Here is a 25,075-nt window from a genome sequence, read left to right on the forward strand (position 1 = left end):
ACGGTCGGCGACCGCTTCGATCATATGGAAGGTTCTAGTTCCAGAACTAGGCGCAGACATAGAAGCTCACATCGGCTCACAAACTTAGCAGCCGATAGCCGATCGTTCACCCCCTCCGCCAGACGGGGTCTCCTTGCCGCTTACGCTTTGGGTATCTATCGGTGATGAGATCGCCGTCAACGCGCTCCCGCCTTGTGCAACGGAAAGGAGTGCGCTGTGGTCATCAAGCGTCGCAATCGAACGAAACATACCAAGACATTCGAAGAGAGATTGGCCGAGGAGGCCGCTCGCTTCAGGGTCGCTGCTGCGCAGCTCCCGCCGGGCACTCAGCGCGAGCTATATCTCCGCCGAGCGCGTCAGGCCGAAACGGCAGCCCATATCAACGAGTGGCTGACATCGCCAGGGCTACAGCCGCCTAAGGCGCTCGAGGACGTACACATGAGGAAGTAACATGACCCCCAGAGAACGCCGTGACATGCCGTGGATTATTGGAGCTGCCACTTTGGTTTTTGTCCTGTCGATCGTCGTTGGCGGCATGACGTACTTCCGGTAGACAGCCGGCCTTGTGGAGCGAGATCCCCAGTGGATTGACTTTTGCAGTCGTAGCCAATATTCGCCCGCAAATCAGCTTGAGTGAATAGATGCGCCCGGCGGCTCCCGTCCGGGCGTCTCTCGTTTCAGGCAGCTTTCGCGTCGATCGGTTTGATCTTTTCCAGGTCGCTGCCAAGTTCTTGTTCGGCCATCTGCACGTCATAGGCATTCTGCAGGTTCAGCCAAAGCTGAGCAGAGGTTTTCAGCGCCTTGGACAGGCGAAGAGCAGTGTCCGCGGTAATCGAGGTCTCCTCGTTCGCAATACGCTCAATCCTGGTACGGGGAACGCCGCAAACCTTGGCGAGCGCACCGGCCGAAATGTCGAGCGGGATGAGAAATTCCTCGCGTAGCACCTCACCGGGGTGCATTGGGGGCAGTTTCTTTGCCATATGACCCTCCTTGGTCTGGCTAGTGGTAGTCAACGAACTCGACCTCCTTTGGACCTTCAGCGGTCCATGTGAAGCAAATGCGGAACTTATCGTTCACGCGGATGGAATATTGCCCCTTGCGGTCGCCTTTCAGGGCTTCAAGGTGATTGCCGGGAGGGGCCAAAAGGTCGCGTAGGTTCACAGCTGCGTTCAGATACTGGAGCTTACGGCGAGCTAGCTTGAGCAGATCGGCCGGAAAGCCTTTCTTGGCTTTGCCGTTGAAGGCTGCTTCGGTCAGCTCGTCCTTGAAGCTCTTGATCATGATCAGAGTGTATCATACGGTGATACGCCTCGCAAGAGGTTTGTATCATAATATGATACGTTCTTGTAGATCCGCAAGTTTTCCGATGCGGAATCCTCCTACCGAATAGGTGGGAGCCGCGGGATTACCACGCCGCTCTGGAGTGCGCTTTGAAGCCGGGCGTCGGCGCGCGATCGGGATTTGGCATCGTCGAGCCGGCAAGGATGACGTTTGCCTGCACTGGGCGGCCGCGTCGGCATTCGAGCGGCCCGCAGGGGCGCAAAGCGATCTTTTCATTCGGTTCAAGAACGGGGCGACCTGGCAGGTCGTCGGCTCGGATAGCTATAACTCGACGTCGGGTCTCCTCCAGCCGGTGTGACATTCTCCGAACGGGCGCTTGCGAACCCAGCAGCGTATGCGTATCTCGCCCCGATCCAACCACGCCAAGTCGATGCTGGACGTGGCGCGCGAGAGCTCTGACTGGTTCGCGCAGGTTCTGACTGTCGACAACACGGGCGCGATCTCGCGTGAAGCCGTTGAGATCCAGCGTAGGGAGTATCTACGGCGACGAGGCCGGCGATGCGCTGATCGAGCAGGAATATTTCTGTTCCTTCGAGGCTGCGGTTCTGGGCTCCTGTTGGGGCAAGCAGATCCGAGAGGCAGAGCAGGGCGGCCGGATCCCCGATGTCGCGGTGAATCGCTATCTGCGCGTGAACACCGCGTGGGATATCGGTGTCGACGATGCGATGGCGATCTGGTGCTTCCAAGTCTATTTCATGTTCCTAGCCCGGTGCTCCATGCGATCCCGGCGCTCAAGAGCTTCTACGCTGAAGCCAACACGTTCTGGGGCAAGGTCTGGGCGCTCACGGGGCGTTCGGTCACGGTGCTATGGGGCTTGTTCCTGACCGGCATCGGGACCGTATTTCAGTGGCTTGATCCAATTGCCGCGGCGCTTGGCGATCCTGATCTGAAGGCCCAAGTGATGGAGGCGCTGGAGGACAACCCGCAGTACCTCGCTTACGTGTTGATGGGATCTCAGCCATCACTATCGCGGCTCGGCTTCGATCGGTTGGGAAGGCCTGACCGATGTGGGAGACCGTCATTGGATGGTTCTTGAAGGGGCCGCTTGACCGCATCTTCAGTACCGTGGACAACGCGATTAACAATGAGACGACCCGAGAGAACCCGAGAGCAGGTCAAGGCCGATCTCGCGAAGTCCTACCTCTCGTCTCAAGTCGCTATTTTAACCGGTCGCGGATGGTGGTTCCCACTACTGTTCATCGTGCCAGCAGGCTTCTGGTTTGCTGCTGTATGCATCTATTCAGTCCTTTGGTGCAAGGCATGCGCCTTTCCACAGTCGTGGACGATTGCTGCGCTTCCCTCCCCACTGGATCAATGGATGGGAGCCATCTTTGGCTAGCTGTTCATCGCCAAAGCTGGCGGCGAAAATTGTCGCGCGACTTAAGCGGTAGGGCAATGCGAAGTGGAAAGGATATCCGAATCCAGCTGCTCGAAAACCAGCTGACCGAAAGCTATGACAAGCGCGTGTTGGCTGCCGATCGCCTCGCCGAAGCCATTCACAGCACGCGTACCGCGTTGGAAGCCCTGACCTCAGAGATACGGGCAAAGCGATGAACCAGATCATCAATCAGTTTCGACGCATCTTCGCCGGCGACGGGCGCGGGGACAAAGATTTCACCCAGCAGGAAGAGCGGTTGAAGAAGGCTCAGGATGAACTGAAGGAAGCATCCGCTTCATTGGCGCGAGCCGCTAACCATCTCGCCGACTTCATCAAAGCCAGGATGTGATGGAGTTCCAGCCTTCATGATCGTTCTCTCGGTTCTCACCATCGCCATCGCGTTCAGGAGTGGCGCGAGTGGCGAACGAATCCGCCTGCTCTTCTGGACAGGCGGTACTCGGCCTGATGCCTTCACGCCTGTTTCCCTCCCTAGACTTTCCCAGCACCCTTTCGTTCACGCCGAGATGTTGAGGAAGTCACGACCTTGCCCCCGGGTGTGATTCTGATGCTGTGCCCATTAGGGCAGCTGAGATCGGATATCGTCCGGGACGCGAAGGCAAGCGTTGCTGCCGAAAGGATCAACGCTAGCTCGCGACAAATCGGGCACAGATACTTTTTGTCTGTAGGCGGTATTGGCGACGCCATCGGGCTCTCCGCCAAAACACTGCCGGGAAAACGCAGGTTAGGATTGCGGGTTCCCGTGCTGGCTCTCCTCTTGCGGGAAAGGATCGTGCGTTTTGCGGCCGAGGAAGGTGTCAGGCGGAGGTAGTTTTTAATAGTTCAGCCGCCTTTGCAATGAGTTCGCGGACGAATGCGGTCTGCTTAGATATTTGGGCGGCTTCATCGTGAACCCGATGAACAGGTTGGATTGGCATGGCTGTGCTCCTTGGCTTTGCAGGCGGGAGAGCTCTCGGTCTCTCAGCCACCGACGCCTACGGGCAGAGCCTTGGCCGGTGATAACTCATCAATGGCGCTGGAGCGATTTTGCTCAATAGTGAACATAAGCTGGCGCCCAATCGGCGTCGGGCTCTTCTTTGTGCCTCGCCACAGCTTCATTAACTTTGTGGCGGTCGAGCCGATCTTCGGGGGAGAGCATCGAGACAGGGCGCCAGATGCTAACGTTGATCTCCAAGTTTGAATTACGTGGCTTCGTGGCCCACTCCCACCATTGATCAAATGCGTCTTTGGTCACTCACGACTCCTGCGACATTGCCGGGTGCGTCCGGTTCTTGATCTTCCCCTGCCTGGATATGGTTCGGGCCGGCGCTGCCTAGGCCGGTTCACTCGGCTGCCAATATGATCGCGCGCGGACTTGGGACTTTTAGCGCATGGAGATAATCGGCGCTGAACTCGGCCACCGTTTCGAGCTCCTCGCGCCGAAGCACGTAGGCGATTTGTCCGCGCCAATCGAGCAATCCCATCTTTCTCAGTTCCTGAACTGTGCGATTGACATGGACGGTTGAGAGGCCACAGGCATCCGCAAGGTCTTGCTGCGTTAAAGGAAGACGGAAAGTGTCGTTGTCGAGCAAACCCACCATCTCAAAACGGGTGGCAAGCTCGCAGAACAGATGCGCGACTCTTGGCAGCGCCGCCCTTGAGCCCAGGTTTTCGACCCATTCTCGGTAGATCGCTGCATGGATAAGGGTCTCTCGCCAAAATGCGTTTGTCAGCCCCGGAGATTCCTTCAACATCCGCCGGAGATGCGAATGGGATATGAAGGCCACAGTCGAGGTCCCCTCGCTGCAGAGATCGTGATCCAAAACGGGCAGATGCAGCGTATGGAGATCAGGTACGTCCCCCGGTACGTAGATGGACGATATTTGATTGCGTTCGGAAACAACCCTTCGACGCGACAGCATTCCAGTCATCACGACGGCACAATGCACGGGCACGTCGCCTTGCTGTGCGACGCGGTCGCCGTCTCTAAATGTTTTGATGATGTGAGGCATCTGCTGGAGCCGAACCTTGTCTTGCTCGGACAGCTCAACGACGGACAGCAAACGCGCGATTAGCTTGACATGCGGCATCAGACACTCCCTCCCCTTCGCAGGCGGGAGCACGAGAGTGTCTCTCAGTCACCAGCGCCCACAGAAAAGGCCTTGGCCGATGATGCTCAAGCAACGCGGGAAAGGGAACTAAGTTCCCGCGCTTGACTGAACCATCAGATGCGTGTTCGCCCTGCGAGAAAGGTAGGATATCTCGCTGTAACAAATTGATGCAGAAAGTGCGCTCCGCCGGGCGCAAGATTCACTTCGGTTATTTCGGGAACCCTACTTTGCCAAGATCCTCGATGGCATGGGGCAGGTGATTTTCATTTCCTATTTTTACAGCCCTAAAATGACGACCGCTGCATCCTGGCGGACAGCGGTTCGGCAATCAGTCTAGGCCCCAGCCAGTCCCCTCGCTGGGGCCTTTTTTTTGGAACAGAGGGCCACAGGCGCGGTTCTAGTCTCGCTTTGATGAGGAGTGGGACGACCCCTCGGCCTCAGTGCTCTTCCCGGGCGCTGGGGCCGTTTTTGCAGTTTGAGGTTAGCTCACTTTGTTGCGGCTGATCGCGAAGGAAAAGCGGACCGTCATAACGGGGCCGGCGTCGTCCCGGACCTCGATCTCCATTTGCTCAGCGCCGCTACCGCTGAGGGTCGCTACGGCATCACGGGCCATGCCGCCTAAAGATCGCGCAGCCTCGTCCTGTGCCGCGTCCAGATCCCGAAGATCGAGGCCTTCCTCGTCAGGGGTTGTTCCGTTGCCATCCTTTAAATCGAAGTAATACCGAGGCATTGAGCGCGCCCATTCATTTCCTAACATTTCAAAGCGAAATTCGGAGGCGCGTTCCTAGTGGCCCCGCTTTTTGAAATGCGGGCGGCCTGTTTGGGGAGCACAGGAACAGGTCCTCATTCGGCGGTTGGGTCATCGGCGGAGCTGCACCTCGATCACATCGCGGGTCGTGCCGGCATGCGGCGAGACGATCGCGACCTCGCGCTTGGCGAGCTGATTGATCAGGGTTGATTTGCCGACATTCGGCGGACCGGCGATCGCGACCACCAGGCCGTCGCGCAACCGCTCGCCTCCGGACAAGTCGAAGCACAAGGTCAATTTCGACAACCTCACGCCGCTGTTTCCCAATCAGCGTTGATTGGCGGTGATGGAGTGCGCGATGTTCTGCATCAGCACCGTTTTGCCGGTGCGTGGCGGCGCCGCGATCAGCGCGCGCACTGCCCCCCGCGGCATTGCGGGGGCTTGTTTAGCGAACCCTGGTAGGCTTGCTCATCTCCGCAAGCCCGCCAGCAGTAATGCGATAGCTGACCTTTCCGTGAGCTTCTCGAATCTCAATCCACTGATGGCGAAGTAAGGTCAGCTTCAACTTTGCCTGATCTGGCAGATCGACAGCGGGGACCCATTCACCGCCCCGAAGGTGCTCCAGAAATTGCCGATGGCGATGATTGAACGAAGTGGCCAAGCCAAGCCCAAAGAGCAAAAATTGTTCAGAGTGGACGAATCCAGCAGTCCAGACATCATGGGCATCGAAGGCCCGTCCGTCGTGATCCAAATGGATCACTGACTTATCCCGCGCGAGGCCGACCCGTGAAATACAGCGACAGAACGCTCCCGACGCGATAGAATGAGTTGTTGAACACAACCGAATGCGTCAAGTGGCTCGTGTATTGGGAGATCGTTCATGAGATTCTTTTTCCTCGGTATCGCAATGGCCGGAATCGTAGTCGGGACACAAGCAAAGGCAGGCGCGAGCCGAGACTATGAAGTTGACTACTACGCGGAGCGACAGCTTCAGACGCAGGTTGGAACGTTCTACAAGCCATGCGGTACCGGCGCCGCCACAATGAACGGGCAGCGAACGCACTACTTCAAGAAGTCGCAATCATCATGTCTGGTCACTGGGGGACATCCGCCGCCAGCGACAATAAGCTGCGAGTTCACCCAAGCGGGTTGCACAGACGCTCTCGCACATGCGTTTCCGCTCATCCCTCACGCACCCGGCTTCAGCCTGAGCATGGGTGCTGCACCCGCGTTGTTCCAAGCTAGCGCCGTTGACCAGGAGCTTTATAAGCGAAACAAGCGCGATTCCGGCGTGAAGTAAATCGGATTGGAGCTTTACGCGACTTAGGTGGCCTCCGGATTAGCCGCATTTGGAGCCGCCGCCTTTGCCGCGGCCAGTTCATTCGCCTTGTTAGCGCTGAGCGCTTTGATTTCCGCCAGCCGCATTTCTCGCTTATGCTTTTCATCAAAAAGCATCTCGATCAAGTCAATCAACATCTGAGCCTCGCCGGGCTCGATGTCGACGATTAGATTCGCGTCCTTTTCCATGTGGGCGCCAATATTGCCAACGATGCGAACCGCGTCGATCGCATCCACGCTCTCGTGCGTTACGCCCTTTGGAGCCGTATGATCGTCTAGCTGTTTTCGTCGATTAACGGCGGAATCTGCCTCCTAGAATTTCAAAGTCGTGCGTAGGCCGAAGACTGTTGCGTTCTTGAGCGCTCGGCCCGGGATCGGCCCCGCCGGGTCCGTTGCTCCGCCCCCGGGATGAATGATGTATTGGAAATTTGGCTGCAGGGTCCAGCCGTCCCGTAACTGATATTGATACACCGCCGTCAACAGTCCTTCGAAGCTGCGCACCGGCCATGTCGGACCAAAGAGTACGCGATAGTCGACGTCCAGTGCCTGAGCCCGCCTCGAGACGTGGGCGTAGCCAGCAGCGATGCCGAATTTGTCGTCTGGTCGTTTGTCGCTGAGGCCGATGAACTCGAGTCCGGCGTCAGCGTAGAGATCAATCAGATTGCGGTCCGCGGGAGCGCCGGAGATGCGAGCGAAAACGCCGATTCCCCGATCATCGCTTTTGGGCACGCGATAAATCTGCTGCTCGAAGACTGCCCATCCGCCGACATCGCCTGTCAACATCAGGGGAGTGCCGCTGCTGGCCGGCGCCGCAAGCGAAACGCCGTTGCTGGCGAGTTGAAGATCGGAGAATGGCCCGAGGTGACGCCACCCGCCGAACTTGATCTGGCCCGTCAGATTGGGATCGCCCTTCGTGTTGTTCCAGGAGTACTGGATTTGGCCCAGCAGAAGGGGCGGATCGTTAATCCGGAAGTTGACGCCATATCGGTTGCGTTGTTGTGGATCGCCTGGGCCCGGACCCGCCTGGTTGCCGTCGAAGACGCCGCCAAGAATGGATAGCTGATCCGTGATGTTGACCAGCAGCCGGGTGCCCATTGCCGCCAACGGCGGCGACGGACCGCCGCTGGGCAGGTCGAGAGATGTGATTGCCGGCCACCCCATCGATGCGTTGGTGAAGACATCTGTATATTTCGTGTTGAAGAACTCGCTATCGGCGGCGAGCTGCCCGAACTTCAGGGAGACCTTTTTGTTACCCCACTGCTTCTCGAAGTAGGCTTCGTAAAGTCGCGTCGACGGCAATGCCTCGATGCCGCTGACGACGAAGAGATTGTCGAGATAGTTGCGCGACAGTCCCGCACCGTGAATCTGGAACATATTGGCGTGGAAGGTAAGCTTGTCGATGCCGGCGAGCTTCTGCAGGTCGACATCGACGGCAAGGTTCAGCCGGCCTTCATAGATCGCTCCCTGCTTCAGCCCGCCGGAGAAATTTCCGAGCGTCTCGCCGATGTAGGTCGCGGCGAATTTGATCCCGTATTTTTGAAACGGGTTCGGCAGAAGTCCAAGCGTCTTCTCCTCGATGGTGCTCTCGCCGGTGTCCGGATCGGCAGGCTTGTCTTCGTCGGTCTTCTTGTCTTCCTGCGCGAAAGCGTGGGTGCCGGCGAGAAGCCCCGCAACAAGGACCGTCAGCGTCAGGCATCTAACGACCATGTTCAATCGAACCGCATAGCGAGGAGTCCGCAAGACAGGGGCACATTGGGACACGGTCGAATAGCAAACTCAAGAGGGCGCGCCCGTTGGCCGGTTCCGCCCAGGTGATTTTCCAAGCCCGTGATTTTTGCGGCAGCGCGAGAGGCGAGCCGGCTGAAAAAGGGCAACCCCGGGAACAATCGGAACTTTGCCTTGACGCTGCCGTTCGTGAGTGGGGCCAGAAATGGAGGAGAGTGAGATGAATAAGCTGATCGTCTGCGGCGCCCTTGCCGCTTTTGTGCTCGGTGCGCAGGCTGCGAGCGCCGCCGAATTCTACATCGTGCGCGATGCCGCGACCAAGAAATGCACGGTCGTCGACACAAAGCCGACAACTACCACCACGACGGTCGTTGGCGACGGCGTCTATAAGACCAAGACGGAAGCCGAATCCGCCGTGAAGACCACCAAGGTCTGCACCGAACAGTGATGATCCGTCGGCCATGGTTCGGGCCGGTCGGAAGGACAAGGAGGATGAACGATGCCTGTATTTCTGTTGTGGGCCGTTCCCGCCGTCATCGTGATCGGCGGCGCCGGCTATTGGCTGATTCACATACACTGATCAAACTACGATGATCACGAAGCGGCCCGTCCGGTCATGTAAGGCGAGTCGCTTTTCTGCCGGGCCGGCGCCCTTTTCGGACGGGCAGCGGACGAAGCCAGGCAACCACGCCAACCGCCGTACGTTGACCCTCGAATGGGGCGCAGCTACGGAGCCGCCGATGATCGAAACCGATACCCTTTTGGTGAAGTGCCCCAACTGCGGCGCTTGGCCTATGGCGGCGGGCCCGAACGCCCCCTATTCCCATCAGGACGTTCGGCTGAGATGCGCCAAGTGCGGCCATGGCGAGGATGGCCGGCTGCGACGCTCCACGTCCGTCGAACGCCCCCCACAGCAGCCGCATGCCGTTTGAATCATGAAGATACGCGCGCACTTGCAAAGCCACATCGTCGAGCTCGATGACGGCTCGAGATGGCAGATCTTTCCGGGCGATCTCGACTTGACGCTGAACTGGGAGCCCGAGACGGACCTGATGGTTCTCGATGCAGACGACGAAGTTGCGTCTCATGTCCTGGTCGGTAGTGGCGCAAAGGTGCGCGCGAGGCCCGTGGGCGACAGCTGGCCTGCGACGCAAGTCAAGGACGCGCTGAAGGGCGGTTGAGCGCTTTTTTGCAACCCGCCGGTTGGAAGACGAGTTTGGCTCGCGGAGGCGCAGGGATGCCGACGCCTGGCGTTGTCGATCAGCGATCTGGATACTGTCGAGCGGCTAAATGCGCTGGGCGATCCTGCTCCGGAAGAGCGTGACGAAATCGAGAAGCTGCTCGCGAAGATCGACACCGTGCTGAGCTTGCTCGAGCCGCGACATGTTGCCGGACCGAGCAGCGAATGAACCGGCGCTGCCGCCAGTCAGCGCGCGGCAAGCTGACAAAGCGATCTCGGACGATGATCGTCTCCGTGTGGCGCAGGGCTGGCTAGGCCTACTCCGGAGACGCCCGCAGTCGGAGCAAGAGGCGTTCGAAGCTAGAAGCAAAGCCGAGGGCACAGGGCAGCCCGACTCGGAGGCCTCGAACTAGCGATAATTGGTGAACAATTTCCGAGAGGAACGCGCCTTCTGTCCAAAATTAACAGAGCATCGCTAATGGCAGTGGAGCAACGCATGCAAAAGCGGCGTCGTTTCAAACAAGAGCATTCTCTAGAAGTGCGGTTGACAGAAGAGGCCAAGAGCCTGCGCGACGAAGCCAGCGGGCTTCCACCAAGTATCGAGAAAGAAGAGCTGTTGAAGAAGGCCCGACAGGCTGAGACTGGCGCTCACATGAGCGAGTGGCTCCCCTCCCGGACTCCAGCCGTCCACCTAGCTTGACCTACGTCAACGTGGCTTTAGCTGCTGGCCTGAGAGTTCGCGTTGATTTGGCTGGGGATGTCGTAGAGGCCGCCTCAGTTGGCGGCCTCTTTCATCCTGGATCCAATTCATATGTTGGCCGAAAATCCGGCGAAGTGCCATCATATTGGGATACTGAATACCCAAAAGATGACCGAGGTATTGGCGCAGCGCTCTCATTCCGGTATCTGACAGGAACTGCTGGTCTTGCGGTCCTTCGGGCCCTGAGCACTTGCGGCCCCGCCAGCCGGCGTTATTCGGCCTGTTCGATCGCGGCTGGCATTTTGGCTACCGACATCAGAGATCGAGCGACTTGGTTTAGCAACTGATCAGAATTCTCCTCTTCCGCAAGTGACTTCGACAACAGCGCGACGACTGCACTGTGGCGTAGCTGCTGGGCGAGATTCTTCGCCGTGGTGTAAGCCGAGATTTCATAGTGCTCCACACGCTGTGCAGCTCCGATTAAGGCGAGGTCCGCGGCCGCGTCTTCCTTTTCCTCTCCCTCAGCCATGATTTCCTGGCCTTCCTCGATAAGCCCCATCATTCCCTTGCAAGGCTTCGCTCGGACGGTCTTGCCGAGCAACTCGAAGCATTCATTGATGCGCTCCACCTGGTTTTCGGTCTCGACGAGATGTTGCTCAAACAGCTCTCGCAACTGATCGAAGCGAGCTGCCTCGGCCATCTTCGGAAGCGTCTTGATGAGTTGCTTTTCGGCATGCAGGATGTCGCGGAGCTCATCGATCAACAAGTCGCCAAGCCCGGCTTGGTCATCTGGCGGCGAACTTTCCGCGACGATCGCGGCGGACGCGCCGGGGTCAGCCTGGATCGCTGGCGATTCCGTGAAGACCCAGCCATTGCCCTCGTTCCACGGACCGCGGGCGTCGATCTCGCCGTGGTCGCCGGCCCCGGTGGAGTCGTTGAAGAACTGGTCGACCAGTCCCGGTGTTGGGGCGATGCGGCCGATGCTGAAAGCGGGCTTGGCCATGCTCTCGAGCGCCAGCGCGAACGCTCTCATGTGTGTGATTTCCCGCGTCATCAGGAACTGCAGCGCGTCCTTGGTACCGGCGTCGTCGCAGAAATTGATTAGGCGTTCATAGACGATCTTGGCCCGCGCTTCGGCGGCGATGTTGCTGCGCAGATCGACGTCGAGCTCGCCGGTTATCTTCAGGTAATCGGCCGTCCACGCATTGCCCTGGGAATTGAACAGGTTCACGCCGCCGCCACCAGCGATCGCAATCAGGGGATCGGCTTCGGCGGCCTGGCGATCGAACTTCGCCGGCTTGAGATGCATCCGGGCGAGTGTCCCCACGACTTCGAGGTGACTCAGTTCCTCGGTGCCAATATCCATCAGCAGGTCCTTGCGATCCGGATCCTCGCAGTTGAGCCCCTGTATCGAATATTGCATCGCGGCAGCGAGTTCGCCGTTGGCACCACCGAACTGTTCAAGAAGCATGTTGCCAAAACGAGGGTCTGGTTCGTCGACGCGGACAGTGAACATCAGCTTCTTGACATGGTGGTACATCGAAAGGCCTTGCAATGAGAGGGGAGATCATCCCGAACGGAAGCCAGGATCGTTTGTTCCTATCGGACGGAGGATTCCTGCCCGGACGCCGAACCGCCGACTTTCCTTGTTTGGAAAGCCGGGGGAGGACCTCGACGGCACGTTGAGCGTTGGGGAGGTACTTACCTTTCCGATCGTTGAGACATGTTCAAGATCGCTAGCTTGTCAGCAAGGCGCCTTGGCCGCAGTCAAGCTTTCCAGTGAATGTTAGACCGACCAGAGCGGATGTCGCGGTGACACATTCAATCGCCCGCAGCACTGCGCCGGCCCCGGAGCAGGTGGCCCGCGCCCTGACCTGGGGCGCAGATGAGAAGCTTCTTCTGGTCCTGACAGCCGTCGGCTGGCTTGCCTCGCGCGGTTGTGGGGTGCCGCTGCGGCGCGCAGGAAACCATGCTCTGCCAGTGACGGTCGCTGCGTCGCTGCTGCCCCATGATCTAAAACTCGTATTCGACCAAACTCGGCCGGATCGTCGGACGGTGATTGGGCATATGCATGGCGTCTCGCTTTCCGGCAAACGAAAAGATGCGTTTCCCTCAGGCCACGCGCTGCACATGGGCGCACTGGCATCGGCGGCCAGCGGGTTGCCGGCTGGTCTCCGGCGGGCGATCCGCGCGATTGCGGTCGGGCTGTCGCTCACTCGCATTGCGATCCTGGCGCATTGGGCGAGCGATGTCGTTGCCGGCTTCGCACTCGGGGCGATTCTCGAACGGGTCCTCCGGCTTTGGACCGGCTACTCGAACGGAATTTCAAAGGAGGATGATCATGCCGACTCTTGAAGACCTGAAGGGATACATGGAGCGCGCAACCGGTCTGAAGCGCCCCGGCAAGCGGAAGGCTGTGGATCTCGCGCGAGCGCGAAAGCCTGTTGCGGTTCGCTTTAAGGACGACGGTCTCATTCCAAATCACCCGCGATGGCCGCTCGTACTGTATCGAAACGCGGTCGCTTTCGACGAGGACCTGGACGCCGCAGCCGTGATCGAGGACCTATTTGAAGCGAACGGATGGGGAGATAGCTGGCGGGATGGCATCTACGATTACGTGCATTATCACTCCAGGATCCATGAGGTGCTCGGCATCGCGCGCGGCAAGGGCCGCGTTCGGTTCGGCGGCAACAAAGGGAAGATCTTCACCCTGAAGGCTGGGGACATCGCGGTTCTTCCCGCCGGCACAGGCCATCAGTGCCTTTCCGCGGGCGATGAGTTCCTCGTCATCGGGGCATACCCGCCGACCGGTACATACGACGAGTGCACGAGCGTCGAAGACCGTCAGCGGGCGCTGAAAGCCATTCCGAAGGTTTCGGTGCCGCGTAAGGATCCGGTCTATGGGGCCGGCGGGCCGCTCTCGAAGCTCTGGAAGAAAGCGAAATGACCGAGTACGTCATCCGCTTCGTCCTCGGGGCGATCTTTTCTTCATTAGTTCGCAATGAGGAAGTTTGATCTCGTCATGGCCGAGCTACCTTCCGGGCATTCATATCGGCACCGTCACCCGCCCAGATATTGATTTCCCAGCAGTACACGGGCTGACGCGACTCCTGTTGGGGCACTTGAGGTCCTATTGGGGCATTTGAGGGCCGGGCGAAATGCAGCACGGTTCGTCCCAAGATCGTGCACAAGGAGACCAGAGGAACTGCGGTTATCGGCGCGGGTTGAATGCAAAGCAGTCCAGTTGCTGCACGCGGCTTGTGCAAGGTTTAGAATGGCCGACGAAACGATCAAGACCACCGGCATAGCCGCACACGGCGCCTCTCGCCTCCCGTGGGTCGAGATCGACAGTTTCAACCTCGAACTTAAAGATGAGGACGAATTCCTGGGGGACCGTGCCAGCAAGGGCGCCTTCCGGGAAACTCTCGAAAATGGCGAAAGCCGCTGCGCAAATTTGGCGAAGATCCCTTCGGGAAGGAGCTTTCCGAAGATATCAGCAAAAAGGAGCTCGACGCCGTCCTTGGCGGCGACGATCCCGAAGCCTCCGTTGTCGTCCACAGCGCCATCGAGGACTTTGCACAGGAGCTCGCCCGCGTAACGCGGCGGTTCCTAAAAGCCAAGGCCTGGGAAAAAACCGAGCGCATCGTAGTGGGCGGCGGTTTTCGGGACAGCCGCCTCGGCGAACTCGCCATCGCCCGGGCCGAAATCCTCCTGAAGGCGGACAACTATAAGGGGTCGAGATGCTCCCGATCCATTCTCATCCGGACGACGCCGGCCTTATCGGCGCGCTATATCTCGCTCCATCCTGGATCTTCGAAGCGCACGACTCCATCCTTGCCGTGGACATCGGAGGCACGAACATCCGCTGCGGCGTCGTGGAAACGTGGCGCAAGAAGGCGCCGAACCTCTCCAAGGCGTGCGTGTGGCAGTTCGAGCTATGGCGTCATGCCGACGACGAGCCGTCGCGTGAGAACGCTGTGAGGCGCCTGGTCAAGATGCTCAAAGAACTGATCGCGAAGGCGGAAGACGAGGGATTCAAGCTCGCGCCATTCATCGGCATCGCATGCCCAGGCGTTATCAAGAGCGACGGCTCGATCGAGAAGGGCGCGCAGAACTTGCCCGGCAACTGGGAGAGCAGCAAGTTCAATGTACCCGCAAGTCTCGTCCAGGCGATCCCGCAGATCGGGGAGAACGACACCGCCGTCATCATGCACAACGATGGGGTCGTGCAGGGACTTTCTGAGGTCCCCTTCATGCAAGACGTGAAGCGTTGGGGCGTGCTGACGATCGGCACCGGTCTCGGCAACGCCCGCTTTACCAACCGCAATGGCAAAGGCGAACGCTGAGGTTATGGGAAGAAGGTGGCTCGATATCCGGTAAAATGAGGGCCGATCGTTGGCTGGGTTGTGAAACGCGTTTTTGGGGGAGACCAAGATCGGCATCTCAGGAGGCAGCTGAAATTTCCTTCCTGAACTGGCATAGGCGGCGGTCACCACCGCGATTTCGTTCGGCCAAGGGCGACTTTTTGCCGCTCATAGGGCAAGGTTTCAACGGAGGAACCTCGCTGACTTCGCGGGTTTATCACCGGAAGGAGGGATCGGCGCTAGCGAGTGGAAATGACTGCTGTGATAGCGGCGGCCGAGCGTGTCGCTGACGACTACCGTCGAATAGGCCGTGATTAGCGGAAACCCAGCCCACGATCCCTACAGAGTTGAAGGAGGCACGTGGTGACCCAACCGACCGAAAAGGAAATCGAGAAGCGCGCCTACGAGATATGGGAGCGGAGCGGCAAGCCCGAAGGCAGGAAGGAAGAATTCTGGCGGTTGGCGGAGCAGGAGTTGCGAAACGAGGACAAGTCATCTCCCCTCCGCACTCCAGATAGCCTGTAAGCAGAGAAGAAGCGCTAACCGGATGTCTCATTCCGCAGCAGCCGAAACTGTATTGCTGTACTTTGTGCTGCCCCTTTGGTTATTGGCGGGGTTTGCTGATTATCTTTGCCATCGCGCATCTCGGATTGAGACGACAAGCGGCTATAAGGAAACCCTACTTCATCTGTTGATGTTGATCGAACTTGCGATACCATTGCTGGCGGCGATTTTTTTTGAAATCAACGCTCTTATTATTGCGGCTATGATCGTCGGCTTTGTTACGCACCAGCTGACAGCCCTCTGGGATACAACATTCGCCAGCCATAAGCGGAGCATCACGCCCATCGAACAGCAGGTCCATAGTTTTCTCGAGCTGATGCCTCTCATGGCGATGGTGATCGTCATCATCTTAAACTGGCCGCAATTCCTCAGCCTTTGGGGACTGGGTTCTGGGCCCGCACGTTACGAACTCGCCCTGAAGCGAGAGCCATTACCATGGACGTATGTGGCGGCGTTTCTATTCGCGGTCCTGCTGTTTGAAGTCCTTCCCTATATGGAGGAATTCGTTCGAGGCTTACGGTCGCGGAAGAGGGCTTAGCTCCGAACGCGGAGCACCATGAATGAAGGTTGCCGTCATCGGAGCGACAGGACTTTTAAGGTCCGCTATTGTGGCTGGCTTTCCTCGCACGGCCATTCGGTCCTTTCGATGAGTAGAATCGCCGACATTAGGTGTCCTGGCACGATCTCAACGAGGCGCGGATTGTATCTTCACAACCACCGCTGTCGTTGCACAGCCCGTCAACAGGCTCGCTGCTTGTGCTGCACGTCGGTTACTCCTTCTGGGAAGGATGGATCGTGGTCGATGGTGCTGTATCTCTCGTCTCACCGAATCTGCTGGCTGTGGTTTGCCTTCGGCATTCCAGTGTTCATGGCGGTGGCCGCTATACTCTGGCTGATGATAGCTAAACCTTAACTTGAGGTGTTTTGAAGCGTGATGGCAGTGCCGAGCTCGCCAGGATGCTCCGCTCGCGGTGGCATGCCAGCTTGCAGTAGTTGCCGGGGAGCGAGCAGGCCTCCGGGATGGTCGAGCGGATAGGAGGGGATACCTGTTAGGCCGCCAAAGCGCCCGTTGCTCAGGCGCGCCTCCGTTATTGGCCAAGAACTCTGCGTGCGAGATGAATATACGCAATCGCTCTGGATGAATGTCCCGGTGGTCGAAGTTGCTAGCCTGTCGGGATCCGACCGGGCGGACGTGGTCGTGGTCGGTTCTGGCATTGCTGGGCTGCCGGTGGCGTGGAGCTTGCAAGCCGTGGGCGCTCCGTGATCGTGCTGGATCGACACCGCCATGACGGCGCGCACGACCGCGCATCTCGCCACAGCGCTGGACGACTATTCCAAGGAGCTCGTGGGCGCGCGCGGCGAGGAATGTGCGCCTTACTACCAAAGCGTCATGACCGCGATTGACCGCTGAAGCTATCCTGGAACTCGAAAACGTCGACTGCGATTTCTGCCGGGTCGACGGAATCTGGGTGCATTGCCGAATCCCAGACCGGGCGGCCAACCGCCAGCGGCAGCAAAAGGGGAAAGGAGCCGCCTCGCAACGGCTCCGTCCTTCCGCTATTTCTTGCCCTCGCCGACCGTAGGCGCGGGCTTCTTGTCGAGATCCTGCGCCATCTCAAGATGATGCTTAAGCGCCGGCAGGGTTTTGCCGGCCCAATTCTTCAGATCCGCGTTATCGCCGCCCTTGGCATAGCGCTCGAACAGGTCGACGGCATCCTTATGAGCGCTGACCTGCATCGAATTGAACTCCGAGCTGAAGTCGTTACCGTTGGCACCCTTCAGCTTGTCGAGCTTGCTTTGGTGCGATGAATCGAGAGCGCTGGGCAATTCGGCTTTCACCTTGCCACTGGTGACAAGTCCCTTCAGCTCGGTGCTGGTTTTGGTGTGGTCCGTTACCATCTGGGAAGCGAAAGTTTTCTCCGCTGCATTTCCCTTCTGCTGTGCGAGCTTGTTAGACTCGATTTCAAACATGTCCGATATCGCGACCTGCTTGACAAAATCCACCGTCGAGGGGCTGACCCCGAGCACGGAATTGACCCCGGTCTTTTCGCTGACGGATTGCGCCATGACCGGTGTCGCCAGCAAAATGCACGCGATTGCTATTATAGTGCGTCTCATGTGTATCTCCATCAGTTTGCGGTCTTGCAATTGACGCCCTTGCGAGGCGTTAGTTGAGCTTAGTCGCCGTCTGCTCGTCGAATTTGGCGGCGAGGGATCGAACGATATCGTGTGGCTGAGCTTTCCATCCAGGCGATCAAGACGTCGTAGTGGCGACCGGCCGCAACAGGAGACCCGCCAGATAGCAGCGGCCTCAAGTAATCGGTCTTGCGGCATCTTCGACCGCTCGGGCGGTGGAACGATCCCGTGACCAAACGAGCCTGTTGCGGGTGTAGACCTCCTTGCGGTTGAGGCGGAACTGGACGCAGTAGCCGTCGCATTTGCGCTTTTCGCTGATTCCCGCCCCGTTCTTGGCCAAGCTATCGTCAAAGGCGAGGTGGTGGTTGGCCTACGCACTACCCTGAAGTTTTAAGCCGAGTGCCGGTAAACGTGGCGGAGGTATACGCGTCACCACGCAGCGACCTGTACATCGGCTCCATTACTTCTTTTTCTTGGGGACTTTCTTGCCTTTTTTGCGGGCCTTGGAAAGTCCGATCGCGATCGCCTGCTTCTTGCTTTTTACCTTGCCGCCCTTTCCGCCACGGCCACTTTTGGCCGTCCCCTTCTTGTACCGTCGCATCTCGCTCTTGACGTCCGAGCCCGAGCTCTTCGAGTAGCGACGCTTCTTCTTGGCTTTTTTTGCCATGGGTTCTTCACTTTCCACTAAAAGACGCTGCTAGTTGAACTGCCAGAAGCATGACTTCCGCGCTGTCGGCTTTCCCATCCACCGCATCGACAATCTAGATGGCGCTGGCAAGTTCCAACGCACCATTCCGGGCATCCGTTAGAGGATATACCGAATGCGGTGTCCTCATAGGAACGCTGTCAGATGTTTCACGCTTGATAGGTTGGAGAACCTCGATCGATGCGCCGCACCAGAATTCGGCTCAAGCACCAGCCATCCGACCAAGCCGGCCGACGCGGTTGGCGGCTTAGCACCGAGGAAGATGAAGAAGGTATCGAGGATTGGATGGTCGGCGGAGGCGACAGCCCGTCAGCTTGAACCGCAAATACTCCCGGAAATTGTTGCTGCATCAACCAAGGGATCAGGGTAGCCACACGATGGTTCGTCCCAAGGGTTCACCTCCTATTTCGAGCCCGATTCAGCGGGCCAGCCGTTTGATGGTCTTGGCCGCACGGCTGGGACCATGCCAGCCGAGAAACTTCAGCTCCTTGTTCTCCAGCGCATTCGTTGCTCGAAAGAACTGTTCGAGGTCATCGCGTGCATGGGTGGGAAGATCGCGGATATCCTTGAGATTAGTTTCGAGCGGTGATCTATCAGGCACCGCAAACACCCGATCGTTGCGCTCCGTCTCGCCCTTTTTCTTCTGTTCGACTTCGAGAATGCCGATGGGACGGCAGCGCAGCACGACGCCCGGATAGGTCTGCGCGTCATGCAAGATCAGCACATCCAGCGGATCGCCATCCTCGGCCTTGGTCGAGGGAATGAACCCCCCGTCGTAGGGATAGGTCAGGCCGGCCATCAGTGGCTTCGCCAAGGCAAAAACGCCAAGCTTCGGATCGAAATCGAGCTTGCACGAACTGCCGCGCGGCGTCTCGACCACGGCGAAGATGTTGTTATGGTCGGCCCAACTCGGTAGTTTTGTCAGATTGGTCATGGCGGACGACTCGGGCCTCGAAAGGAGCAGCGGGCCCGACGGAAATCGATCCGCCGAGCCCTGCCGGGAATCAGGCGGAGGTGGAGGCCTTCTTGTTGACGCCCTTGCGCAACGCAACCGTATTGAGCTTGGCGTTCGCGGTCTTCTCTTCGTTTAGGTTCGTGGTAAGGAAGCGCACGATATCGTCGTGGCCGAGCTCCTCCGCCCAGGCGATCAAGGTGCCGTAGCGGCATATCTCGTAGTGCTCGACGGCCTGCGCGTTGGCGACGAGCGCCGCATCCAGCACCGTCTTGTCCTCGATCTCGCCGGCCGTCTCGTCGGCTTCCTTGATGATCCCGTCGATGGCTGGGCATTGCGTGCCGCTTGGCGATTGGCCGAGTTTCTCGAATACCTTTTCGAGACGCTCGATCTGCTTGTTGGTCTCCTCGAGATGGTTCTTGAGGCCCGTGGCCAGATCCCGGTTGGTGGCTTTGTCGATCATCTTCGGCAGGGCCTTGGTGATCTGCTCCTCGGCATAATAGATGTCCTGCAAGCCATGCAGCAGCAGATCATCCATCGTCTTGATGTCTTTGGTGAATAGTCCCATGACGCCGCTCCTCGCTCCTAAAGTGGGGGGAACGCATGCTCGCCGAGCTGGTTCCTGGGCGTGAACGCCACAGCCGGCCGGGAAGATTATGAGGGTGGGGCGTCTCGTGCGTCCGCAGGAACTCGCGCAAACAGGCCGCGTTTTGCCTCTTTGGGTGGAGTTCAACATGGTCAGCACCTCGCTCTGGATGGAGACCGAAATCCTGCCGGAGGCGGGTGCCCTCAAAGGCGATGTGCAATGCGATGTCGCCGTGGTTGGTTCGGGCATCGCCGGACTGTCGACGGCGTACGAATTGATGAAGCGCGGCCGCTCGGTCATCGTCATCGACCGCAAGGGTATCGCAAGCGGCATGACGGCGCGCACCTCGGCGCATCTTGCGCCGCTCTGCGATGATTTGATGAGCGAATTCAGGAAGCTGCGCCGCGCCGAGGCCGCCAAGCTGTTCTACGAAAGTCAGGCCGCCGCCGTGGATCGCATCGAGGAAATCCAGACAAGCGAGAAAATTGCCTGCGACTTTCTCCGTCTTGACGGCTATCTTTTTCAAGGCAATGGCATGCCGGCCGACATATTCGATGAGGAGCTGGAAGCGGTGCGCGAGGTCGGCGCACCGGTGCACCGGCTGGTCGGCGTGCCGCTCAAGGGCTGCGAGAGCCGGCACGTCTTGCGCTATCCGCGCCAGGCAAAATTCCATCCCCTCAAATATCTCGCCGGACTTGCTGCCGCTTGCGCAAGCGGCAGCGTCCGTTTCTTTGCCAACAGCCCGGTCGAGGAAGTCGCCGAACATGACGGCGGCGTCACGCTGCGAACCTCACAGGGGCAGATCACGGCCGCGCATGCTGTCATCGCGACCAACGCATCAATCGCCGACCGCTTTCAACTGCATACCAAGGTTGCTCCTTACCGCACTTACGTGCTCGCCTTTGCCATCGCGCGGGGCGAACTGCCCGACGCGCTCTATTGGGACACCGAAGATCCCTACCATTATGTGCGGTTGCAAACGGGCCCCGAGGAGGTTGATTTCGTGCTGGTCGGCGGCGAAGACCATAAAAGCGGTGAGGCCAACGATGCCGACCAGCGCTTTGCTCGGCTGGAGAACTGGGCGCGTGAATTGATCCCGGCTTTGGACCGCATAACCCATCGCTGGTCGGGTCAGGTTCTCGACACGATCGACTATGCCGGCTTCATCGGCCGCGAGCCCGGCAGCGAGCGCATTTACCTTGCAATGGGCGATTCAGGCCAGGGTCTGACCCATGGTGTGATGGGCGCGATGCTGAACACAGCCCTCATTCTGGGCGAAGATCATCCGTGGAAGTCCGTCTATGCGCCGGATCGCAAGCCGCTCGCAGCGGCGCGGAATTTCCTGCGCGAGAACATGACGATCCTGCAAAACCTCGCGGAATATGTGGCGCCGGGTGAAATCGCTTCGCTCGAAGAGCTTCAGCCGGGTGAGGGCGCCATTCTGCGGCGGGGACTCGAAAAGATCGCAGCCTACAAGGACAAGGCTGGCGAACTGCATCTTCATTCGGCCAGTTGCACGCATATTGGCTGTCATCTGCACTGGAACAGCTTCGAGAGCTGCTGGGATTGTCCGTGCCACGGTTCGATCTTTGCGCCCAACGGACGGCCGATCAATGCTCCGGCCGTGTCGGCTTTGCGCCCGGTAAAGGTCTAGCGAGATCCGGTCAAGGCTCAGGGAGCGTTCCATCTTCAAGGACGAGGACATCGAGCAGGGCGATCTGCGTAGCCCGCGCACACCGTGGGCCGTCCTACGGCCGCTGCCAATTGAGCCGATCGTTGACAGCTTTCGGTGCGAGGTGTTGATCATCGGCGCCGGCATCACCGGTGCGCTGATGGCCGAGCGCCTGACACGGCAAGGCCGCCAGGTGGTCGTCATCGATCGCGAGCTTCCCAGTGTCGGCAGCACGGTGGCCAGCACCGCCATGCTGCTCTGGGAAATCGACCGGCCGCTGTTCGAACTCGCGCAGCTCTATGGTTTCGAGAAGGCCGTTCGCTGCTATCGGGCCAGCCACCATGCCGCGCAAGGCCTGCCGTCCCTGGTTAGGCAGCATGGAATTGCCTGCCAGATGCGACGGCGTCTCTCGCTCTATCTCGTCGTCGATGACAGTCCGAACCTTGTTCAGGATGAATATGCGCTGAGGAGCCGCGCCGATCTGCCGTCCCTCTATCTCGATCACGCCGCGCTGCTGAAGCGCTTCGGCATCGCGCGGGCGGGCGCCCTTTTGTCAAGGGACGCGGCTGATGCCGATCCTGTGCTGCTCACACATGGCCTGCTTGATATCTCCCTGCAACGCGGTGCCCGCCTTCTCAAGGCCAACGCGGTTGCCTACGACAGCACGGCCCAGAGAGTCACCGTCGGCCTTGAGAACGGACTTTCGATCGAGGCGCGCCAGGTTGTGCTCGCGACCGGCTATGTGATGCCGGATATTGTGCGGCCCACGGCGCAGCAACCAGCTTCCAGCTGGGTCATCGCGAGCCGGCGGCAGCCAGGCCATCTGTGGCCCGAACAGGCGCTCATCTGGGAAGCGAGCCGGAACTATCACTATGCGCGGACCACCGCTGATGGCCGCATCATCCTTGGTGGCGAAGATGACCGTACGCTCATCGAGCCTGACGCTCGTGATGACGCCACGCCTGCCAAGGTGAGGGCGCTCAAAGATTATCTGAAGGCGCTTTGGCCGCATGCATCGGAAGATGTGGCGTTCGGCTGGTCGGGCGCCTTCGATACCACCCATGACGGCTTGCCGTTGATCGGCAGGGTGCCCGGCTCCAAGAATATCTTCGCCGCCTTTGGCTATGGCGGCAACGGCATTACCTTCAGCTTCCTCGCGGCGGAACTTCTGGCGGCGATGCTTGCCGGAGGTTCTTCGCCCCTGTTCGATGATCTTGCGATTGATCGCGATATTCCCGGCTAACGACGCGCGATCAGGCAGCCCAGCATGAAGGCGACGAGCACCGAGGGCAGCGGAGCCTCTCGCACCACATCACGCAGAAATGCGAGCACCTGGCCCGGCGGCTGCCCTTCTTTCCTTTGCCGCACCGTGCGGGCGGTCTCACGCCTTCCGAAACGTCTGTGCTGGATTGCGCTTCATCGCTCCGCGCCGCACCTGATCCGCCATTCCCTGCTCCTTCAATCTGGGCAATGGACCGGCGGCGGAACCGTTCCTACTGCGAACGCTGTGGCCGTACGCGGTGCTCTAGCAACGAAGGGGACCCGAGGCCGTTCTGGAAGGACCGACAACGATCGATCAAGAATGGTCATGGCTAAAGATCCGCCGGAGCCTAAACGAGACGGCAAAGGGGCCCACATCTCGGGCTCTCGCAAGCCTGCGCGGGAAGTTCAGGAGCCCTTCACCATCCGCCCGCCGGAAACCGATCACGGCTCGATGCCCAATCTGAAATGGTCGTTCGCTGACAGTCACGTCAGGATCGAAAAGAGCGGGTGGACCCGCGAGACGACGATCCGAGAACTGCCGATCGCAAAGGACGTGTCAGGAGTCAACATGAGACTGGAGGCAGGGGGCGTCTGCGAACTGCATTGGCACAAACAAGCCGAATGGTCGTACATGCTTCGAGGCAAGGCGCGGATCACCGCGGTCGACGAGGCCGGCTCGAACATTCGCGGACGATGTTTCTATTTTCCGGCGGGAATCCCGCACTCGATCCAAGGACTCAACAGCGACGTGAAGGGTGCGAGTTTCTGCTCGTCTTCGACGATGGTGCATTCTCGGAAGAAAACACTTTCCTACTAACCGACTGGCTCGCCCACACGCCGCGTTCGCGATGGGCACTACATCGACAACACGGGAGACCGCCCGCTGCGGTTTCTGGAGATGTCAGGTCGAACCGGTATGTCGACATCTCGCTTAACCAATGGCTTCCCCGCGCGCTCGTCGAAGCGCATTTGAAAGTTACGGGTGACGTCCTGGCGCGGCTCCTGACCGCCAAAGTGGCGCGCACGATAGTATTCCCGCGACCAATCATCGAGCAGGAGGTCGAAATGCCGCCGCGTGGTGTCCGTATGGAGGCGATGGAGGCACGTTCTGTCGATGCCATTCCAGTCGGAAAGGAGTGGCAATATGAACCCAAATGGGACGGATTTCGTTGCCTGCTGGCGCGGGACCGGGACGCGGTGTCCATGCGCTCGAAGTCCGGCCAGGATCTCGCCCGATACTTCCCGGAGATCGTCGCCGCAGCCCGCGATTTGCGCGAGCAGAGGCTTGTGCTTGACGGCGAGCTCGTCGTCGAGATTGGCGGGCAATTTTCGTTCAATGACCTCCTGCAGCGCATCCATCCGGCCGCTAGCCGCGTTCAGAAGCTGTCCCGGGACACGCCGGCCCTATTTCTCGCTTTCGATCTGCTGGAGCTGGGCGACAAAAAGTTGGCCGACCAACCGTTGTCCCGACGGCGACCTCAGTTGGAAAAGCTTGCTGGCCGCAGTTTTTCGAGCGCGCCGCTATTTCGGCTATCGCCGGCCAGCACGAAGTTCGGGGATGCCGAGCGGTGGCTGCAGTCGGCCGGCGGCGGAAGTGACGGCGTGGTCGCGAAGCGGCTCGATCTTCCGTACCAGACCGGGAAGCGCGAGGGCATGCAGAAGATCAAGCGATATCGCTGCGCTGATTGCGTCATTGGAGGCTTTCGCTACGGCGAGAAGCTGCAGGCCGGCCGCAAAGCTGTCGCCTCATTGCTGCTGGGGCTTTACGATGCAGATGGCCTCCTGCACCACGTCGGCTTTTCGTCAGCCATCAAGGCAAAGGACAAGCCGGCGCTGACCGAAAGACTCGAGATGATTGCGGCGACCAAAAGCTTCACTGGCAACGCGCCAGGCGGACCAAGCCGATGGTCGACGAGACGGTCGTCCGAATGGCAGGCGGTGAAGCCGAAATACGTTGTCGAAGTGTCCTACGATCACTTCACCGGTGGCCGCTTTCGGCACGGCACGACCATCCTTAGATGGAGGTCCGACGAGAAGGCGAACCAGTGCACCAACAGATGAAGCAAAAGATCGCGCGGGACCTCATGAGGGCGATCGAGCCAGCCTGACGGATACTTGGGTCGACGCAGATGTGAATCGTATTGGCGCCAGGTGGCTCCCCAGCCGTAGCACATCTCTCTTGGCCATTCTTCGGTCGTCTCAAGGACTTTGCCGTATCAGACGCAACAAGGGTGTTCCTTCATGGTTCCTTTGTTAACGCGCCCCGGGCGACTCGACCGGGTGCCCTCGGGAACCACGAGATGCAGCCGGGCTT

The 25,075-nt window shown here is 59.2% G+C and carries 26 protein-coding genes and 3 pseudogenes; 15 read left to right on the top strand and 14 right to left on the bottom strand.

Features of this window, described 5'->3' with window-relative positions; genetic code table 11:
• Positions 1-677: 677 nt before the first annotated feature.
• Together ACZBJS_RS37515 and ACZBJS_RS37520 are read right to left on the bottom strand one after the other, a co-directional pair.
• Complete coding sequence (locus ACZBJS_RS37515; protein WP_092088747.1) at positions 678-980, bottom strand: HigA family addiction module antitoxin; 303 nt, start codon at positions 978-980, stop codon at positions 678-680.
• 19 nt (positions 981-999) lie between these two features.
• Entirely contained in the window at positions 1,000-1,281 is a 282-nt protein-coding gene (locus ACZBJS_RS37520; protein WP_092088745.1) for a type II toxin-antitoxin system RelE/ParE family toxin, read from the bottom strand.
• Positions 1,282-2,050: 769 nt separating this feature from the next.
• Between ACZBJS_RS37520 and ACZBJS_RS37525 the strand changes: the two genes are divergently transcribed.
• Together ACZBJS_RS37525 and ACZBJS_RS37530 are read left to right on the top strand one after the other, a co-directional pair.
• A complete protein-coding gene (locus ACZBJS_RS37525; protein ID WP_225648774.1) occupies positions 2,051-2,377 on the top strand; it encodes a hypothetical protein in 327 nt (108 codons plus the stop codon).
• Between the two features lie 514 nt (positions 2,378-2,891).
• Positions 2,892-3,068, top strand: coding sequence for a hypothetical protein (locus ACZBJS_RS37530; RefSeq protein WP_158074210.1), 177 nt, complete (start codon positions 2,892-2,894; stop codon positions 3,066-3,068).
• A gap of 699 nt (positions 3,069-3,767) precedes the next feature.
• Here ACZBJS_RS37530 and ACZBJS_RS37535 read toward each other — a convergent pair.
• The 7 genes and pseudogenes from ACZBJS_RS37535 to ACZBJS_RS37565 all read right to left on the bottom strand — a co-directional run bounded on the left by ACZBJS_RS37535 (position 3,768) and on the right by ACZBJS_RS37565 (position 8,620).
• On the bottom strand, positions 3,768-3,971 hold the full coding sequence (locus ACZBJS_RS37535) for a hypothetical protein (RefSeq protein ID WP_253589130.1): 204 nt from the start codon (positions 3,969-3,971) through the stop codon (positions 3,768-3,770).
• Positions 3,972-4,059: 88 nt separating this feature from the next.
• Positions 4,060-4,806 (bottom strand): Crp/Fnr family transcriptional regulator, encoded by a 747-nt coding sequence (locus tag ACZBJS_RS37540; RefSeq protein ID WP_253638718.1) that lies wholly within the window; start codon positions 4,804-4,806, stop codon positions 4,060-4,062.
• A 502-nt stretch (positions 4,807-5,308) separates the two neighbouring features.
• The gene (locus ACZBJS_RS37545) at positions 5,309-5,557 is read right to left on the bottom strand and encodes a DUF6894 family protein (protein WP_028344455.1); all 249 of its coding nucleotides are present in this window, start codon (positions 5,555-5,557) and stop codon (positions 5,309-5,311) included.
• 138 nt (positions 5,558-5,695) lie between these two features.
• Positions 5,696-5,845 (bottom strand): annotated as a pseudogene (locus ACZBJS_RS37550) (GTPase); the annotation flags it as partial.
• A 175-nt stretch (positions 5,846-6,020) separates the two neighbouring features.
• Positions 6,021-6,335: a hypothetical protein gene (locus ACZBJS_RS37555; RefSeq protein WP_316397977.1), complete on the bottom strand. Its 315-nt coding sequence runs from the start codon at positions 6,333-6,335 to the stop codon at positions 6,021-6,023.
• A gap of 563 nt (positions 6,336-6,898) precedes the next feature.
• Positions 6,899-7,150, bottom strand: coding sequence for a hypothetical protein (locus ACZBJS_RS37560; protein ID WP_316397978.1), 252 nt, complete (start codon positions 7,148-7,150; stop codon positions 6,899-6,901).
• 75 nt (positions 7,151-7,225) lie between these two features.
• Positions 7,226-8,620 (bottom strand): carbohydrate porin, encoded by a 1,395-nt coding sequence (locus tag ACZBJS_RS37565; RefSeq protein WP_076829462.1) that lies wholly within the window; start codon positions 8,618-8,620, stop codon positions 7,226-7,228.
• Positions 8,621-8,858: 238 nt separating this feature from the next.
• Between ACZBJS_RS37565 and ACZBJS_RS37570 the strand changes: the two genes are divergently transcribed.
• The 3 genes from ACZBJS_RS37570 to ACZBJS_RS37580 all read left to right on the top strand — a co-directional run bounded on the left by ACZBJS_RS37570 (position 8,859) and on the right by ACZBJS_RS37580 (position 10,047).
• Positions 8,859-9,086: a hypothetical protein gene (locus tag ACZBJS_RS37570; RefSeq protein WP_076829459.1), complete on the top strand. Its 228-nt coding sequence runs from the start codon at positions 8,859-8,861 to the stop codon at positions 9,084-9,086.
• A 505-nt stretch (positions 9,087-9,591) separates the two neighbouring features.
• Positions 9,592-9,819, top strand: coding sequence for a hypothetical protein (locus tag ACZBJS_RS37575; protein ID WP_233475235.1), 228 nt, complete (start codon positions 9,592-9,594; stop codon positions 9,817-9,819).
• Positions 9,820-9,891: 72 nt separating this feature from the next.
• Positions 9,892-10,047 (top strand): hypothetical protein, encoded by a 156-nt coding sequence (locus tag ACZBJS_RS37580; RefSeq protein ID WP_316397979.1) that lies wholly within the window; start codon positions 9,892-9,894, stop codon positions 10,045-10,047.
• A gap of 742 nt (positions 10,048-10,789) precedes the next feature.
• Here ACZBJS_RS37580 and ACZBJS_RS37585 read toward each other — a convergent pair.
• Positions 10,790-12,058: a DUF892 family protein gene (locus tag ACZBJS_RS37585; protein ID WP_316397980.1), complete on the bottom strand. Its 1,269-nt coding sequence runs from the start codon at positions 12,056-12,058 to the stop codon at positions 10,790-10,792.
• A gap of 272 nt (positions 12,059-12,330) precedes the next feature.
• On the opposite strand from ACZBJS_RS37585, the gene ACZBJS_RS37590 reads away from it, so the two are divergent.
• From ACZBJS_RS37590 to ACZBJS_RS37615, 6 genes and pseudogenes are all read left to right on the top strand, one after another.
• On the top strand, positions 12,331-12,873 hold the full coding sequence (locus ACZBJS_RS37590; RefSeq protein WP_316397981.1) for a phosphatase PAP2 family protein: 543 nt from the start codon (positions 12,331-12,333) through the stop codon (positions 12,871-12,873).
• On the top strand, positions 12,860-13,465 hold the full coding sequence (locus ACZBJS_RS37595) for a cupin domain-containing protein (protein ID WP_316397982.1): 606 nt from the start codon (positions 12,860-12,862) through the stop codon (positions 13,463-13,465). Before ACZBJS_RS37590 ends, ACZBJS_RS37595 begins: the two co-directional genes overlap by 14 nt.
• A 327-nt stretch (positions 13,466-13,792) precedes the next feature.
• A pseudogene (locus tag ACZBJS_RS37600) lies at positions 13,793-14,864 on the top strand (ROK family protein).
• Positions 14,865-15,245: 381 nt separating this feature from the next.
• The gene (locus ACZBJS_RS37605) at positions 15,246-15,407 is read left to right on the top strand and encodes a DUF2934 domain-containing protein (RefSeq protein ID WP_316397983.1); all 162 of its coding nucleotides are present in this window, start codon (positions 15,246-15,248) and stop codon (positions 15,405-15,407) included.
• A gap of 22 nt (positions 15,408-15,429) precedes the next feature.
• A complete protein-coding gene (locus ACZBJS_RS37610; RefSeq protein ID WP_028344071.1) occupies positions 15,430-15,984 on the top strand; it encodes a hypothetical protein in 555 nt (184 codons plus the stop codon).
• Positions 15,985-16,731: 747 nt separating this feature from the next.
• A complete protein-coding gene (locus ACZBJS_RS37615; protein ID WP_256521279.1) occupies positions 16,732-16,857 on the top strand; it encodes a hypothetical protein in 126 nt (41 codons plus the stop codon).
• 146 nt (positions 16,858-17,003) lie between these two features.
• On the opposite strand, the gene ACZBJS_RS37620 is transcribed toward ACZBJS_RS37615, so the two are convergent.
• From ACZBJS_RS37620 to ACZBJS_RS37635, 4 genes and pseudogenes are all read right to left on the bottom strand, one after another.
• Positions 17,004-17,564: a DUF4142 domain-containing protein gene (locus ACZBJS_RS37620; protein ID WP_028343205.1), complete on the bottom strand. Its 561-nt coding sequence runs from the start codon at positions 17,562-17,564 to the stop codon at positions 17,004-17,006.
• A gap of 487 nt (positions 17,565-18,051) precedes the next feature.
• Positions 18,052-18,249: pseudogene (locus tag ACZBJS_RS37625) on the bottom strand (DUF6496 domain-containing protein); the annotation flags it as partial.
• A gap of 457 nt (positions 18,250-18,706) precedes the next feature.
• Positions 18,707-19,222, bottom strand: a complete 516-nt coding sequence (locus ACZBJS_RS37630; protein ID WP_463439976.1) for an inorganic diphosphatase — start codon at positions 19,220-19,222, stop codon at positions 18,707-18,709.
• Positions 19,223-19,292: 70 nt separating this feature from the next.
• Positions 19,293-19,808, bottom strand: a complete 516-nt coding sequence (locus ACZBJS_RS37635; RefSeq protein WP_225648791.1) for a YciE/YciF ferroxidase family protein — start codon at positions 19,806-19,808, stop codon at positions 19,293-19,295.
• Between the two features lie 166 nt (positions 19,809-19,974).
• On the opposite strand from ACZBJS_RS37635, the gene ACZBJS_RS37640 reads away from it, so the two are divergent.
• From ACZBJS_RS37640 to ACZBJS_RS37655, 4 genes are all read left to right on the top strand, one after another.
• The gene (locus tag ACZBJS_RS37640; RefSeq protein ID WP_253640965.1) at positions 19,975-21,480 is read left to right on the top strand and encodes an FAD-dependent oxidoreductase; all 1,506 of its coding nucleotides are present in this window, start codon (positions 19,975-19,977) and stop codon (positions 21,478-21,480) included.
• Positions 21,481-21,622: 142 nt separating this feature from the next.
• Entirely contained in the window at positions 21,623-22,741 is a 1,119-nt protein-coding gene (locus tag ACZBJS_RS37645) for an NAD(P)/FAD-dependent oxidoreductase (RefSeq protein WP_463439977.1), read from the top strand.
• A gap of 345 nt (positions 22,742-23,086) precedes the next feature.
• Positions 23,087-23,578, top strand: a complete 492-nt coding sequence (locus ACZBJS_RS37650; protein ID WP_463439978.1) for a cupin domain-containing protein — start codon at positions 23,087-23,089, stop codon at positions 23,576-23,578.
• A 278-nt stretch (positions 23,579-23,856) separates the two neighbouring features.
• Positions 23,857-24,822 carry an ATP-dependent DNA ligase gene (locus ACZBJS_RS37655; RefSeq protein ID WP_463439981.1) on the top strand — a complete coding sequence of 322 codons (966 nt, stop codon included), beginning with the start codon at positions 23,857-23,859 and terminating at the stop codon, positions 24,820-24,822.
• Positions 24,823-25,075 lie beyond the last annotated feature (253 nt).

This window comes from Bradyrhizobium sp. KZN70725 (assembly GCF_055264925.1).

What these genes read in the sequence shown, in the direction of transcription:
- ACZBJS_RS37515 (WP_092088747.1), bottom strand. Translation starts at nt 980, where the DNA reads ATGGCAAAGAAACTGCCCCCAATGCACCCCGGTGAGGTGCTACGCGAG.
- ACZBJS_RS37520 (WP_092088745.1), bottom strand. Translation starts at nt 1,281, where the DNA reads ATGATCAAGAGCTTCAAGGACGAGCTGACCGAAGCAGCCTTCAACGGC.
- ACZBJS_RS37530 (WP_158074210.1), top strand. Translation starts at nt 2,892, where the DNA reads ATGAACCAGATCATCAATCAGTTTCGACGCATCTTCGCCGGCGACGGG.
- ACZBJS_RS37540 (WP_253638718.1), bottom strand. Translation starts at nt 4,806, where the DNA reads ATGCCGCATGTCAAGCTAATCGCGCGTTTGCTGTCCGTCGTTGAGCTG.
- ACZBJS_RS37545 (WP_028344455.1), bottom strand. Translation starts at nt 5,557, where the DNA reads ATGCCTCGGTATTACTTCGATTTAAAGGATGGCAACGGAACAACCCCT.
- ACZBJS_RS37565 (WP_076829462.1), bottom strand. Translation starts at nt 8,620, where the DNA reads ATGGTCGTTAGATGCCTGACGCTGACGGTCCTTGTTGCGGGGCTTCTC.
- ACZBJS_RS37570 (WP_076829459.1), top strand. Translation starts at nt 8,859, where the DNA reads ATGAATAAGCTGATCGTCTGCGGCGCCCTTGCCGCTTTTGTGCTCGGT.
- ACZBJS_RS37585 (WP_316397980.1), bottom strand. Translation starts at nt 12,058, where the DNA reads ATGTACCACCATGTCAAGAAGCTGATGTTCACTGTCCGCGTCGACGAA.
- ACZBJS_RS37595 (WP_316397982.1), top strand. Translation starts at nt 12,860, where the DNA reads ATGCCGACTCTTGAAGACCTGAAGGGATACATGGAGCGCGCAACCGGT.
- ACZBJS_RS37610 (WP_028344071.1), top strand. Translation starts at nt 15,430, where the DNA reads ATGTCTCATTCCGCAGCAGCCGAAACTGTATTGCTGTACTTTGTGCTG.
- ACZBJS_RS37615 (WP_256521279.1), top strand. Translation starts at nt 16,732, where the DNA reads ATGACGGCGCGCACGACCGCGCATCTCGCCACAGCGCTGGACGACTAT.
- ACZBJS_RS37620 (WP_028343205.1), bottom strand. Translation starts at nt 17,564, where the DNA reads ATGAGACGCACTATAATAGCAATCGCGTGCATTTTGCTGGCGACACCG.
- ACZBJS_RS37630 (WP_463439976.1), bottom strand. Translation starts at nt 19,222, where the DNA reads ATGACCAATCTGACAAAACTACCGAGTTGGGCCGACCATAACAACATC.
- ACZBJS_RS37635 (WP_225648791.1), bottom strand. Translation starts at nt 19,808, where the DNA reads ATGGGACTATTCACCAAAGACATCAAGACGATGGATGATCTGCTGCTG.
- ACZBJS_RS37640 (WP_253640965.1), top strand. Translation starts at nt 19,975, where the DNA reads ATGGTCAGCACCTCGCTCTGGATGGAGACCGAAATCCTGCCGGAGGCG.
- ACZBJS_RS37650 (WP_463439978.1), top strand. Translation starts at nt 23,087, where the DNA reads ATGGCTAAAGATCCGCCGGAGCCTAAACGAGACGGCAAAGGGGCCCAC.
- ACZBJS_RS37655 (WP_463439981.1), top strand. Translation starts at nt 23,857, where the DNA reads ATGGAGGCACGTTCTGTCGATGCCATTCCAGTCGGAAAGGAGTGGCAA.